Origin of the sequence: Nocardia sp. NPDC059764 (genome assembly GCF_042732555.1) — a bacterium.
In the GTDB taxonomy this organism is placed as follows: Bacteria; Actinomycetota; Actinomycetes; order Mycobacteriales; family Mycobacteriaceae; genus Nocardia.
This window is the reverse complement of sequence record NZ_JBHWHH010000194.1, coordinates 1-13,225: the sequence shown is the minus strand read 5'-3', so window position 1 is coordinate 13,225 and position 13,225 is coordinate 1. Positions and strand designations below refer to the sequence as shown.

General features: G+C 69.0%; 10 protein-coding genes. 4 read left to right on the top strand and 6 right to left on the bottom strand.

The annotated features are described in order from the left end of the window. Positions 1-130: 130 nt before the first annotated feature. Positions 131-3,145: a bifunctional [glutamine synthetase] adenylyltransferase/[glutamine synthetase]-adenylyl-L-tyrosine phosphorylase gene (locus ACFV4K_RS30315; RefSeq protein ID WP_379279532.1), complete on the top strand. Its 3,015-nt coding sequence runs from the start codon at positions 131-133 to the stop codon at positions 3,143-3,145. 4 nt (positions 3,146-3,149) lie between these two features. On the opposite strand, the gene ACFV4K_RS30310 is transcribed toward ACFV4K_RS30315, so the two are convergent. Further along, on the bottom strand, positions 3,150-3,332 hold the full coding sequence (locus ACFV4K_RS30310) for a hypothetical protein (RefSeq protein WP_379279531.1): 183 nt from the start codon (positions 3,330-3,332) through the stop codon (positions 3,150-3,152). A gap of 468 nt (positions 3,333-3,800) precedes the next feature. On the opposite strand from ACFV4K_RS30310, the gene ACFV4K_RS30305 reads away from it, so the two are divergent. After that, positions 3,801-4,748 carry a helix-turn-helix domain-containing protein gene (locus tag ACFV4K_RS30305; RefSeq protein WP_379279529.1) on the top strand — a complete coding sequence of 316 codons (948 nt, stop codon included), beginning with the start codon at positions 3,801-3,803 and terminating at the stop codon, positions 4,746-4,748. Further along, entirely contained in the window at positions 4,745-4,936 is a 192-nt protein-coding gene (locus ACFV4K_RS30300; RefSeq protein WP_379279527.1) for a DUF397 domain-containing protein, read from the top strand. Before ACFV4K_RS30305 ends, ACFV4K_RS30300 begins: the two co-directional genes overlap by 4 nt. Before the next feature lie 177 nt (positions 4,937-5,113). On the opposite strand, the gene ACFV4K_RS30295 is transcribed toward ACFV4K_RS30300, so the two are convergent. From ACFV4K_RS30295 to ACFV4K_RS30275, 5 genes are all read right to left on the bottom strand, one after another. After that, complete coding sequence (locus tag ACFV4K_RS30295) at positions 5,114-6,385, bottom strand: hypothetical protein (protein ID WP_379279526.1); 1,272 nt, start codon at positions 6,383-6,385, stop codon at positions 5,114-5,116. A 74-nt stretch (positions 6,386-6,459) separates the two neighbouring features. Beyond that, positions 6,460-7,281 carry a class I SAM-dependent methyltransferase gene (locus tag ACFV4K_RS30290; RefSeq protein ID WP_379279524.1) on the bottom strand — a complete coding sequence of 274 codons (822 nt, stop codon included), beginning with the start codon at positions 7,279-7,281 and terminating at the stop codon, positions 6,460-6,462. 245 nt (positions 7,282-7,526) lie between these two features. Continuing rightward, the gene (locus ACFV4K_RS30285; RefSeq protein WP_379279522.1) at positions 7,527-8,366 is read right to left on the bottom strand and encodes an alpha/beta hydrolase; all 840 of its coding nucleotides are present in this window, start codon (positions 8,364-8,366) and stop codon (positions 7,527-7,529) included. 265 nt (positions 8,367-8,631) lie between these two features. Next, positions 8,632-10,095, bottom strand: coding sequence for a M20/M25/M40 family metallo-hydrolase (locus ACFV4K_RS30280; RefSeq protein ID WP_379279521.1), 1,464 nt, complete (start codon positions 10,093-10,095; stop codon positions 8,632-8,634). A gap of 3 nt (positions 10,096-10,098) precedes the next feature. Then, positions 10,099-11,757, bottom strand: coding sequence for a CocE/NonD family hydrolase (locus ACFV4K_RS30275; RefSeq protein WP_379279519.1), 1,659 nt, complete (start codon positions 11,755-11,757; stop codon positions 10,099-10,101). Positions 11,758-12,020: 263 nt separating this feature from the next. Here ACFV4K_RS30275 and ACFV4K_RS30270 point away from each other — a divergent pair, with 263 nt between their 5' ends. Continuing rightward, on the top strand, positions 12,021-13,004 hold the full coding sequence (locus ACFV4K_RS30270; protein ID WP_379279518.1) for an alpha/beta hydrolase: 984 nt from the start codon (positions 12,021-12,023) through the stop codon (positions 13,002-13,004). The last annotated feature ends 221 nt before the right edge of the window (positions 13,005-13,225 follow it).

Below are 13,225 nucleotides of genomic sequence, written 5' to 3'. Positions count from 1 at the left end.
CCCGGGACCCGATCGGCACGTCACCGCGGCCACTTGGTGGCGTCGCGGACCGGAAGCGGATTGGACACAGTGTCTGGTTTGGGTGGGATGGGTGGCATGTCTGGTGGTCGCGGCCTGTAATTTGGTGGGCATGGTTCGGCCACCGACTGCTCGTTCCGCTGTGCCCGGTGTCGGGCGGCTCGGTCTGCTCGAGCCGTCGGCAGCCGCCTCTCTGCGAGAGTTGGCGTGGGACAACGTGGACAGCGTTCCCCTGCTGTGGGCGCTGTCGCGTTCCCCCGACGCCGATCTGGCGCTGCTGACGCTGATCCGGCTGCGCGAGCAGCTCGGGAGCGATTGGGCCGCCGTGGATTCCGAACTGCGCCGCGACTCCGCGCTGCGCGGGCGGCTGTTCGCGCTGATCGGCTCCTCCAGTGCCTTCGCCGACCACCTGGTGGCCGATCCGGGCGCGTGGCGGCTGCTGCGGCGGCCCACGCTGCCCAGCCGCGCGGAAGTGCTGGCGGATCTGCTGGACGCCGTGCAGGCCGTCCCGGAGAACGGGGCCGCGGCCGGGCCCATGATGTACCGGGCGGGGATCTCCGGGCCCGAGGCGATCGCCTTGCTGCGCAAGCGGTATCGCGATCAGCTCATGCTGCTGGCCGCCATCGATCTGGCCGCCACCGTCGAGAACGAACTGGTGCTGCCGTACGAGCAGGTGGGCCAGCACCTCACCGATCTGGCCGACGCCGCGCTCACCGCGGCCCTGTCGGTCGCGGTCGCGCGGGTGTGCCAGGACCGCGAGGTGCCGGTGCGCCTCGCCGTCATCGCCATGGGCAAATGCGGTGCGCGGGAACTGAACTACGTCTCCGACGTGGACGTCATCTTCGTCGCCGAACCGGCCGACACCACCGCCACCCGGCTCGCCGCCGAGATGATGAGCGTCGGCAGCGCCGCGTTCTTCGAGATCGACGCCGCGCTGCGGCCCGAGGGCAAGGCGGGCGCGCTGGTCCGCACCCTGGACTCGCACGTCGCCTACTACAAGCGCTGGGCGCGCACCTGGGAATTCCAGGCGCTGCTCAAGATGCGGCCCGCCACCGGCGATCTCGACCTCGGCCGCGAATATCAGAAAGCCCTCATGCCCATGGTGTGGGCGGCCAATGAACGGCCCGACTTCGTGGCCGACGTGCAGGCCATGCGCCGCCGCGTCGAGGACCTGGTGCCCGCCGATCTGCGCGAACGCGAGCTCAAACTCGGGCACGGCAGTCTGCGCGATGTCGAATTCGCCGTCCAGCTGCTGCAATTGGTGCACGGCAAGGCCGACGAGTCGCTGCACGTGCAGAGCACCGTGGAGGCGCTGGGCGCGCTGGCCTCGGGCGGCTACGTGGGCCGCGACGACGCCGCCAACCTCACCGCCTCCTACGAATTCCTGCGGCTGCTCGAACACCGGCTGCAGTTGCAGAAGCTCAAGCGCACCCACACCCTGCCCGCCCCCGAGGACGAGGAGGGCATGCGCTGGCTGGCGCGCGCCGCGCACATGCGCCCCGACGGCCGCCAGGACGCGGTCGGGGTGCTCACCAGCGAGATCAAACGCAATGCGGTGCGGGTGCGGCGGCTGCACGCCAAGCTCTTCTACCGGCCGCTGCTGGACGCGGTGGCGCGCATGGACGCCGCCGCCCTGCGGCTGAGCCCCGCGGCGGCCGTGCGGCAGCTGGCCGCGCTGGGCTACGTGTCCCCGGAGAACGCGCTCGGCCACCTCAAGGCGCTGACCGGTGAGGTCGGGCGCAAGGGCCGCATCCAGGCGCTGCTGCTGCCCACCCTGCTCGAATGGCTCGGCGAGACACCGAATCCCGACGCGGGCCTGCTCGCCTACCGGCGCGTCTCCGAGGGCCTCGACAACGAGATCTGGTTCCTGCGCGAACTGCGCGACGAAGGGGCCATCGCGCAACGGCTGATGATCGTGCTCGGCTCCTCGGCCTACCTGCCGGATCTGCTGATCAACGCGCCCGAGACCATCCGCATGTACGCCGACGGCCCCAACGGGCCGCTGCTGCTGGCCACCAAGCCCTCGGATGTGGCGCGCGGAATCCTGTCCGGGGCACGGCGTTACGACGATCCCAAGCGCGCGGTCGCCACGGCGCGATCGCTGCGCCGGCACGAACTGGCTCGCGTCGCCTCCGCCGACGTGCTCGGCATGCTCGACGTTCAGCAGGTGTGCGAGGCGCTGTCCTCCGTGTGGATCGCCACCCTGGAAGCCGCGCTTCAGGCCGTGATCCGGGCCAGTGAGGCCGAACTCGGCCGGCCCGCGCCCGCGGATTTCGCCGTCATCGGCATGGGACGGCTCGGCGGCATGGAGCTGGGCTACGGTTCCGACGCCGATGTGCTGTTCGTCTGCGACCCGCGCCCCGGCGAGGACGAGACGGTCGCCGTGAAATGGGCTGTCAGCGTGGCCGAACAGGTGCAGCGCCTGCTCGGCGCGCCCAGCACCGACCCGCCGCTGCAGGTCGACGCCGGACTGCGCCCCGAAGGCCGCAACGGCGCGCTGGTCCGCACCCTGGCCGCGTACGCCGCCTACTACCAGCAGTGGGCGCAGCCGTGGGAAGTCCAGGCGCTGCTGCGCGCGCATCAGGTGGCGGGCGACCCCGAACTCGGAGTCCGCTTCCTGCGCACCATCGATCCGGTCCGCTACCCCGAGGGCGGCATGTCGCCCGAGGGCGTCCGCGAGATCCGCCGCATCAAGGCCCGCGTCGACTCCGAACGCCTCCCGCGCGGAGCCAACCCCGCCACCCACACCAAACTGGGCCGCGGCGGCCTGGCCGACATCGAATGGACCGTCCAGCTCCTCCAACTGCTGCACGCCCACGAGGTCCCCGAACTCCACAACACCTCGACCCTGCACTCCCTCGACGCCATCGAACGCGCCGAACTCATCGACACCGCCGACGCCGAACTCCTCCGCGACGCCTGGCTCACCGCCACCAAGGCCCGCAACGCCCTGGTCCTGGTCCGCGGCAAACCAGCCGACCAACTCCCCGGCCCCGGCACCCTCCTGTCGGCGGTGGCCCGGGTCGCGGGCTGGCCCAACGACGACGGCAGCGAATTCCTCGACCACTACATGCGCGTCACCCGCCGCGCGAAAACGGTGGTGGAAAGGGTCTTCGGCGGCGAATAGCAACTCACACGCCCTCGACCCAGGACCAGCCCGCGTTGCGGGCGATGGCGAGTAGTTGCTTGCGCGCGCTACACGAACCGGGCAGGTGGCCATCGCCTTCGGCGCACAGCCGATGTGGCCACAACAGGATCTTCACGCTGTCGGAAGTCTGCATCGACGGCGTCAGCGGCAGTCGATGATGGCTCACGCGAGATGTGGTCCAGGACAACGTCGTCACCGCCCTACGTCCGCGACGCGGGGAACGACGGACCCCCGCGCCATGACCCGGGCCGATGCCGCCCGCGGTGGCGACGCCCCGCCCGCCCGCTCGCCGGCGCCTCCACATGCCTCGAACCGTCGAGACACAGTCGGAGAAACCGGGCCTCACCACCCGGATGCTCATCCCGGTAGAAACCCCACACGCTCCAGCCGATCACGGACAGGCAGAGAGCGAGAATCGACAGCAGCGCCCAAGTGTCCCAAAGCATTACGGAATCCCCTCGAATTACATACCGCTGGTGATGGTTGAATGCCCGAGCGGCTGCGCGCTGTCACCGCTCGGTGCATGTCTCAGTAGACACCCCAGAGGTCGCGGAAATTGGGTTCATGGTGACCTGTCCACGGATTAGGCTGAAGTGTCCACGGTGAGCGGTATCGCCCGTGGACACCGGTGATCGTGGACGTAGCCATCGTGGACATCTATTCAGATAGCGAGGCTGATCGAATGACTGGTTTGGCCGCTTCTCGTATTGCGTTCGGTTCGTATCTCCGGGGTCTCAGAACTCGAAGTGGCAAGAAGCCCTTGGCCGCTGGGCTCGAGATTGACAAGTCGCGTCAGACGGTGGTGCGCATGGAAAATGGATATCCGACGAATGCCAGCACGAACGACATCGAACGGCTGCTCGAGTTCTACGGGGCATCGGCGCAGGACCGCGAGGAGGCACTGCGTCTCTGGGGCGAGGTTCGGTCCGAGGAGAAAATCGCTCAGCAGCAGGGCGATTCGCGAGGGTACTGGCAGCCGTACGCCGACCAGGTCGCCGCCCACCTGCCCCGCTACCTGCGTCTCGAAGCCGCCGCCCATCGGGTCGTCAGCTATCAGCACGTGCTGGTTCACGGGCTGTTGCAGACCCCCGACTATCGGCGCGCGATGGCCCGAATCGATGACCCAGACTTGTCCATCGTCGACACCGAGCGCCGCGTCGAGCTCGCCGTCCGGCGGCAAAAGAGGTTGAACGATACCGACTTCCGCCTGGAGCTGCTCATGTCGGAATCAGTCCTGCGGCATCAGCCGGGTGGCCCAGCCGTGATGGCTGGACAGCTGCGGTGGCTCGCCGATGCGGGCCGGCGCGACAACATCAGCATCAGACTCATTCCGTTCGCGGCCGGCTCCCACAAGGGATTGGCTATCCAGCCATTCACCCTGGTCCAGTTCCCGGCGTTGAGTAGCAATGTCGTGGACGCACCGGTGGTCTACCTCGAAAGCGGTTCCGCGGGCGTCTATCACTCCAAACCGGATGTCGTCGAGGAATATCGAGAGGCGACGGACCGGATCAGAGCGGTAGCGTTGAGTGAAAGGGACACAGCGGACATCATTGTGCGGATCGCGAAGGAGTACGAAGCGTGAGCAGCCAGTCATCCGGGCCCGGATGGTTCAAATCGACCCGGTCGAAGGCCTCCGAAACCTGCGTGGAGGTTTGCTTCGCTGACGGCGAGGTCGGCGTACGCGACTCGAAGAATCCCGGTGGCCCGGAGCTGTTCTTCGACGGCTCCGAGTGGGACGCCTTTCTCGGCAGTCGCATCTGGGACCGCTGACGCCGGGGCGTGCGGCTCAGCTGAGTGGAATCCATTCCACGCCAGCTTGTTCGATGTTCGCTTCCTCGTCTGGGGTCGGTGGTATGCGGCCACCGACCCTGGCGAGGTAGGTCATGGGGTCTCAGCCCAGGGGTGTGGAGGCGGGAGGATCGGCGTGCCCGTTGGATGAGGATCACATCATTCCTCGGATGCGGGATTCGGTTGGGCGGCAGGGAATTCGGCGCCGAGGACCGGGGCGATGTGGGGTGGGGGAGTGCCGAGTAGCTCGTTCTCGCGGTTGCGGATCAGCCAGGGTGGGCAGGTGTGGGCCGCGTCGGGGGGGGGGGTGCGGGTGCCGGGGGCGAACATGCCCGGGGGTATGGCGGTGCTGGGAGATTCGGGGCGAACCTGTGGTGTGACGGGACCTGGCTGACGGAGGGGTTCGGGGGTGGTCGGGCCCGGGAAGCTGCGGGCGAGGTCGGGGAAGGGGTTGGGGGAGTAGCGGTTCGATGGGATGCCGTGGGGAGAGGCGGGGTGGGTTGTGCGGGTGGGGTCGCCGGTTGGCGTTGTGGACGTCGGGTGGGTGGCGGTGGGGTGGGTTTCGGTGGTGGTCGGTGGCTGGGTGGCCGAGCGGTCCTTGTCGGCTCGCCATCGATCTTGGCCGAGGTCCGCCACGGTCTGATCGAGCGTGGTTGGTTCACCGGACGTGGACTGATCCCCGGGGATTCGCTGTGCCGAGGGGGAATTGGTCGTCGAGAGGGTCTCTTCGCCCGTCCGTGGTCGGTGCGCGTCGAGGTCGGCTGGATTGCCCCATGCGTCCAGATTCGGCGTGGACCCTGGGGTGGTTTTGGCATCCGATGTGGAGCCAGGATTCATTGCGCCACTGCTGTTTCCGGGGGAATCGGCCGCGCTCAGTGTGGTGACCGTGAAGAAGGCGGGGATTCCTGAGCCTGCCGGTGGGTAGATCGGGGTGTAGTTGGCGTCCAGGGCTGCCAGGGCGAGGTGGTAGTGGTCGGCTCGGTCGGTGGCGGGGCCGTGGGGCGGCGGGGGGACGGTTTTGCGGAGGGCTTCGGCGCCGAAGGCGGCGGCGATCATGCGGTGGCCGGTGCTGTGGGTGATCTCGGCGGTGTCGGTGGCGTCCTGGACGAAGCGGCGGGCGGCCGCCGCGGCGGCGTCGGCGAGGTGGCCGGTCATGCTGTCGGCGAGGGCGGTGTGGATGGTGGCGTGCAGGGTGGTGACGGCGCCGAAGATGCTGTCGGCGATGGTGACCCAGGTGTCGGCGGCGGTGTGCATGTCGCCGGGGTTCATGGCCTGGACGGCGTCGTGGATCTGCTGGTGGGTCAGCCGGGTGAAGTCTTCGACGTGGTCGATGTAGTCGGGGTCGGTGGCGCGGTCGGTGAGGCGGGCCTGGTCGTGTTCGGCGCCCGATTGGCTCAGGCGGGCGCTGCGCCGCAAGGCTTCCGGTTCCATCGGCGTCCCTCCCGTAGTCCAGCTTCCGAGTACTTGGACGCGGGAGGGTCGATGCCGGTTCCCGATGTGGCCGGTCAGCCTTTGCGGGCTTGCAGGGTGTAGCTGAGGGGCAGGCGTTCGGGATGTTCGATCAATCGCCATTCCCACTGCTCGTCGTGGACCATGCGGCCGGGCAACGGGTTCGAGGGGACGCTGTCGTGTTCGACGAGCTGGGTGAGGGTGAGGTCGGCCTGCAGCAGGGCTTCGACGATCTCGCCGAGCCCGTGGTTCCATTCGTGGGTGGTGGTATTGGCCATGGTGGAATCGGTGTCGACGTAGGTGGTCCCGTCGTCGAACACCATCGGCTCCGCGGTCTCGAAGTACGGGTACCCGATGGTCAGGGCGTCGGTGCGGGTCTCGTCGACCGACCACAGCACCGGGTGGTACTCGCGCAGGAACAGACGGCCCCCGGGGCGCAGCAGCGCCGCCACGGTCATGGCCCAGCGGCGGATGTCCGGCAGCCAGCACAGCGCCCCGACCCCGGTGTAGACCATCCCGAACCGCCGCCCGCCGAGCGCGGATACCGCGTCGTAGACATCGGATTCGACGTACTCGATCGGTGTCGCGGCGGCGTCGGCCAGCTTGCGGGCCTCGGCCAGTGAGGCGGGGGAGAAGTCGAGTCCGGTCACGGTCGCGCCCAGCCGGGCCAGCGACAGGGTGTCGGTGCCGATGTGGCATTGCAGGTGCACGGCGTCGACGCCGCGAATGTCGCCGAGCCGTGGCAGATCGAAGCGCACCACATGGCTGAGGAAGGACGGGTCGGTCCGGAAGTCGTCGAAGTGGTAGTCGAGGGAATCGGCGTGCAGTGGGGCGCGATCGTTCCAATTGGCCCGGTTCAGGCCGCGATAGTCGCTCATGATCCTCGACTGTGTCACGAACTGTCGTTGCGGGACTGGGGACTTCGCGCGATATCTCGGTGGATACGTGTCCCGAGTGGTGTGGGAGGCGAGGTGAGGACGTCGCGGATTCGGCGGGGACTGGTCGTACCGCCGCCGATGTCAACGGCGCGGTGGTGCCCAGTGGTTTCCTCCGGCTGGAGGCGTTCCGGACCGGCGTCCTCGACGGCGAGGACGCCGGTCTGACGACCTACAGGTGAGCCCGATCAGGCGCCGGGCAGGTGCGCCTCGAGCCAGTTGACCACGTCGGTGAGCACCTTGTCCTGCTCGGGCTCGTTGTAGATCTCGTGGTAGAGCCCGTCGTAGCGGATGATCGTCTTGTCCTCGGCCGCGGCGTCGCGTTCCACCTTGTCGGTGCCGGTGGGTGAGGCGAGGCCGTCGGCGCTGCCGTGCTGGACCAGCAGCGGCGCGGTCAGCCGATCCAGGTGCGCCTTGACGTACTCACCGGCGCGCAGCATCTCCCCGGCGGTGCGGGCGGGCACGCCGCCGTGATGCACCAGCGGGTCGTCGTCGTAGGCGCGCACCACCTCGGGGTCGCGGCTGACCAGCTTCGAATCCAGTTTCACCACAGGCACATTCGGCAGGTACTTGGCCACCAGCGGCGCGGCGAGACGCTGCACGGCATTGCCGGCCTCGATGTCGATCGCGGGGGCGGACAGCACCAGACCGTCCACCTCGGGCTGGTCGCGGGTGGCGAAGTAGGCGGTGGTGAGCCCGCCCATGCTGTGGCCGATGACGAATTTCGGCAGTCCCGGGTGGCGGCCGGTGGCGGTGGCGAGCATGGTGCGCACATTGTCGGCGGCGGTGTCGAGCGAGCCGATATTGGCGCGGGCGCCCTCGGACTTGCCGTGGCCGGTGTGGTCGAGCGCGTAGACGGCGAACCCGGATTCGGTGAGCCGCCGCGCGACGTGCGCGTACCGGCCGGAATGCTCGGCGTAGCCGTGCACGATCACGGCCACCGCGCGCGGTTCGGTGTCAAGCAGCCACGCCTGCCAGTACACCCGCCCGCCCGCGCCTTGGAATTCACCGGTCTCCGTGCGGGTCATCGCCGCTCCCTTCGAGGTCGAATGGTCACCGTGCCGGCGGGAACGCCCGTCCACGACGACGTGCGCCCGAATTGTCACCCACCGGCGAAGCCATTCTCGCGTATCCGGCGCGGCGGGGAGCAGGACCGCGAAGTTCGCACCCGTGGGCGCGGCGGTCGGCGCGCGGACGACGGCGCTCACGCTGGTCGGACGCGAGGCCGACGCCTCGGAGGGGCCGATGCGCCCGAGCGCGCTGCCGACGGCGACGGGTAGTGCCGGGCTCGGGTCAGAAGGTGGCGATGCGGTCGATGAGGAGCCGGTTGAACCGGATCAATCGGGCGTAGTTGGCGCGGGAGATGCGTTCGCCGGTGCCGTGGATGCGTTCCAGGTCGGCGGCGGACAGCATGATCGGGGCGAAGTTGCAGCGGGTCCGCGCCAGATCGTCGTAGTAGCGGGAGTCGGTGGCGGCGGGAACCACGCCGACAGTGACGGCCAGCCCCGGCACCACCGCGCGCGCCACATCGGCGACCACCTCGAAATCCGGTCCGGCGCTCGGGTCGGCCGACGGCTCGGAGCAGGTGCCGTCGAGTTCGATGGTGACCCCGTTGTCGCGCACCACCTTCCGGCAGTGCGCGAGCACTCCGGCCACCGAATCACCGGGCAGGATACGGAAATTCACGTACGCCTCGGCCCGCTGCGGCAGCACGTTGGACTTGACCCCGCCGCTGATCACGGTGGGCGCGGTGGTGGTCCGCACCAGCGCCTCGGTCTGCGGCCGGGCGGCCAGCACCCGGGCCGCGATCGGCCCGGCCACATTGACCAGTCCGAGCAGGGTGCGCCGCGGTTCGGTCACGAATTTCCGCACCCGGGTGAGCATGTCGACGGCGACCGGGGTGAGCCGCAGCGGGAACGGATGGTCCTGGATCCGGGCCACGGCCCGCGCCAGCCGCCCGACCGCGGTCTGCCGTCCCGGCATGGACGAGTGCCCGCCCACATCGGTGACCGACAGCCGCACGGTCGCGAAGCCCTTCTCGCCCACCATGATCGTGGCCACCGGCACGTCGATGCCCTCGGCGACGCCGACGGTGATGACACCGCCCTCGTCCACCAGCAGCCGGGCCCGCACCCCCGCGTCCCGCAGCCGCCGCGACATCTGTCCCGCGCCGTCGGCCCCGAAGATCTCCTCGTCGTGGCCGAACGCGAGATACACCGTCTGCGTGGGCGCGACGCCGTCCCGCAGCGCCGCTTCGACCGCCTCGAGAATCGCGATCATCCGGCTCTTGTCGTCGATCGCGCCGCGCCCCCAGATGAATTCGTCGTCCACGACCCCGCCGAACGGCGGGTACGGCCAGCCGTCGTGGTCGTCGACGGGCACGACATCCATGTGCGCCAGCAGAATCGCGGCCACGGCCTCAGCTCCGGGCTCGCCGGTGCGCGTCCCCTGCCGCATGCTCCCGGCCGCCCCGGCCTCGGCTGCCTTCGCCGGCTGCTCGGCTCCGCCCGCCTGGTGCTCGGCCGCCGCGCTGCCCGCCCAGCGGTACAGGCGGCTGTGGCCGAAGCTCTCCCAGGTGAGGCGGGCGTGGACCAGGGGGAAGCATTTCTCCAGGTGGCCGGTGAGGCGTTCGAATTCGCCCGGGTCGATGCGGCTGTGGTCCTCGTGGGAGACGGTGCGGCAGCGGAGCGCCCCCGCCAGCCGCTCGGCGGTGGCGTCGTCGACGATGGGCGCGTCGGTCGGCGCGGTGCTGGTCATGGGCTAACCGCCGGTCCGGGGAGGGAAGGTCACGGCCACAGTGGCATTGTTCACCACATCGGCGATCAGGGAGACCGTCTTCTCGTTTCGCCACTTCGGAATCGCCTCGCTGAGGTCGCCGGGCAGGTCCGGGGTGCGGATTCCGGACAATAGCGGCAGATGCAGCTGGGCGGCGGTCACGGTGACGGGGGCGTTGGCCGGCTGGTGCGCCCACACGTCGTCGACCACGTCGGTGACGCGGACGCCGATGCGATGTCCCGCGGGAATCGGCCAGTCCTGGGCGAGGAGCCGGACCTGCGTGGTCGGGGTGACCGGTGCGATGCCGCGGGTGATCACGGTGGCCCGATTGTCGGGTGCGATGTCGTAGACCTCGACGGTGACACTGGCCGTGGCGGGACCGTCCAGGGTGAGCGTGGCGGTCGGCGCACCGGACAGCTGCTGATCCTGGGCGAGTGGTTCGGAGACGGTCCAGATTTCCCGGTCCGCGCCGGGCAGCAGCCCGCGATCGTTATAGCGTCCGGTGCGCAGGTCGATGTCGAGAGCGCGGCTGTCGGCCGGCGGCCACGCCGTCTCCGCCCGCCAGCGGCCGTCGAACTGCCCGACCGTGACACGCGGGCCGGGCACCGTCACATCCTTGCCCGCCACCTGCCGGTCGAAGAAGGCCAGCAGTTCCGAGGAGAACTGTGTGGCACCGCATTTCTCGCTGCAATCGCGGTGACCCCACTGCCCGAACATGGCCTTGTGCTCGCCGGGGCCGAGACCGTTCCACAGCTGGAAGACCCGGTCGGCGCGAGTGTTGTAGTCGACGAACCCCTGGCCGAGGAACAGCGGAATGGTGTTGCCGCGCAGCTTCTCCACCAGATCGCGGTCGCGCCAGAACGGCGTGCTCGCGTCGTGGTTGCTGGTCTCGGCCAGATACTGCTGGTAGCAGGCCGGGTCGACGGACGACGCGTTGGCCTTGTACTCGGCCGAGTCATCGGGATGCGCGGGCGTCGACGCGATCAGCAGGTGCTCGAACCCGGCGATGTCCCCGGGCCGGAAACCCTGTTCACTGATCGGTTTCAGCGAGAACTTCCACGCGATGCCCTGCATGTACAGGTAGGCGTTGGGGTCGGCGACGACTTCGAACGAGGCCACCGCCGCCAGCCCCGCCGGCTTCTCGGACAGCCCCATGAGACCGGTCCACCCCTCGTACGACACCCCGTACAACCCGACCCGCCCCGTCGACCACGGCTGTGCCGCCGCCCATTCCACCGCGGTCTTCACATCCGATCGCTCACCCGGCCCCCCGAAGTCCGGGCACCCATTGGATCCGCCGAACCCGCGCAGATCCACGATCACATACGTGTACCCGGCGGCCAGGAGCATCGGCACCGGCAGATCCCCGATCGAGGGCCCGCCGCCGGGTCGCAACTCGGTCAACCGCGCCTCGTGCGACCGATACGGACTCACCGTCATCACCACCGGCGTCCGCACGTCGTCCCCGAGCCCCACCGGTCGCAGCACGTCCGCGTGCAACCGCGTCCCGTCGGGCGCGGTGATGAACTCCTCCCGCCACTGATACCCCGGATCCGCGCTCGCCTGCCCCGGCGCGACCACCGCTCCCATCACCAACAGCACGCCGACCACCGCGCGCCACACCACCATCCGCATGCTCACCATAGTGACCTTGGTGGTTGCGCGAGCCCCTGACCAGCCCCAGGAACCTGGGTGCACGATGGTCGGCGGCGCCGGTCGTTCAGTGGGTGTCGGCCGCGAGTTTCCCGACCAAGAACCGTTCCTGGGCGGCGATCGTATACACGTGTGGTGGGTGCTGTTCTGTAGGCTCTATCGGCGCGGGGCGGCCGACCATTGGCCTCCCTGGACGCGCTGGCCACAGCCGAGATCGAACGGCTCGCAAACTGCTCTTACACGAGGTGTTTTCGATGAAGCGCAAAACCGGGCGCGACACCCTGTACCACGATCAATCCGCGTGGCGGAAGCTCCAGGAGTTCCTCCCGCCCCGGCTCCGGCTCACGGTCGAAGCGGACCTCCCCACCGAGGATTTCTGGGAATGGGAGGACAACAACATCCACCTCGATCAGTATCTGAACCCCGACGCCCCGGCGAAAGTGATCCTGCATCACGGCGTCGGCACCAACGGGCGGCAGCTGAACCTCATTCTCGGTAAGCCGCTGGCCGACAAGGGCTGGGAGGTGACGGCCCTCGACAATCTCGGCTACGGCATGACGCAGGTCCGCCCCGGCGGCACCTACGGGTACAGCCAGTGGGTCCAGATGGTCACCGACTACCTGGCCTATGAGAAGTCGCGCGACGATCGCCCGATCGTGCTCTACGGCCTGTCGGCCGGTGGCATGGTCGCCTATCACGTCGCCGCGCACGCACCGCGCGGCACCGTGTGCGGCATCGTCGGCCTGACCTTCCTCGACCAGCGTAATCGCGACGTGTTGATCGCGACCGCGTACAACAAGTTCAGCGCCACGGTGGGTGCGAAGGGCGTTGGCGCCCTGGCCCGTTCGCCGATGAAGGGCCTGGAATTCCCGATGAGCCTAGCCTCGAAGATGAGCGCGCTGTGCAACAACGCGGACGCCATGAAAGTGTTTCTGGCGGACAAGACTTCGGCGGGCAATGCGGCGTCGATGAAATTCCTCGAGGACTACCGCACCTATGTCCCGGATATCGAGCCACCCGATTTCGACGTCTGCCCGATCCTGCACGCCCAGCCCGCCGAGGATCACTGGACGCCGCTGGAATTGAGCAAACCCGTGCTCGACCCGATCGACAAGGTTCCGGTGCAGCGGGTGATGCTCGAGAACGCCGGGCACTATCCGCTCGAGGAACCCGGACTCACCCAGATGGAGGACGCCGTCGACGCGTTCGTGCGCGAGGTCACCGGCACCAACCCCTGAATCACAGAGAGTCGGGTACCCCATGGCGAAGGTAGAGGAAACGGCTCCCGAGTCGTTGCCGGGGACCGCCCCGAGTTCGGTCGACTCGTGGGTGTGGTGTTTCAGGCCTCGGCGCCTGGCGGCTGACCCGCGACCTCGGCATGTTCGCGGGCCCGATCGGCGGTCGGAATCATCGGCGCGGCAGCCACACTCGGCTCCGCCGGGGTCGCACTGGGGGCGGT

Coding starts and splice junctions, on each gene's coding strand:
- ACFV4K_RS30280 (WP_379279521.1), bottom strand. CDS start 10,095: ATGACCAGCACCGCGCCGACCGACGCGCCCATCGTCGACGACGCCACC.
- ACFV4K_RS30315 (WP_379279532.1), top strand. CDS start 131: ATGGTTCGGCCACCGACTGCTCGTTCCGCTGTGCCCGGTGTCGGGCGG.
- ACFV4K_RS30275 (WP_379279519.1), bottom strand. CDS start 11,757: ATGGTGAGCATGCGGATGGTGGTGTGGCGCGCGGTGGTCGGCGTGCTG.
- ACFV4K_RS30285 (WP_379279522.1), bottom strand. CDS start 8,366: ATGACCCGCACGGAGACCGGTGAATTCCAAGGCGCGGGCGGGCGGGTG.
- ACFV4K_RS30290 (WP_379279524.1), bottom strand. CDS start 7,281: ATGAGCGACTATCGCGGCCTGAACCGGGCCAATTGGAACGATCGCGCC.
- ACFV4K_RS30270 (WP_379279518.1), top strand. CDS start 12,021: ATGAAGCGCAAAACCGGGCGCGACACCCTGTACCACGATCAATCCGCG.
- ACFV4K_RS30295 (WP_379279526.1), bottom strand. CDS start 6,385: ATGGAACCGGAAGCCTTGCGGCGCAGCGCCCGCCTGAGCCAATCGGGC.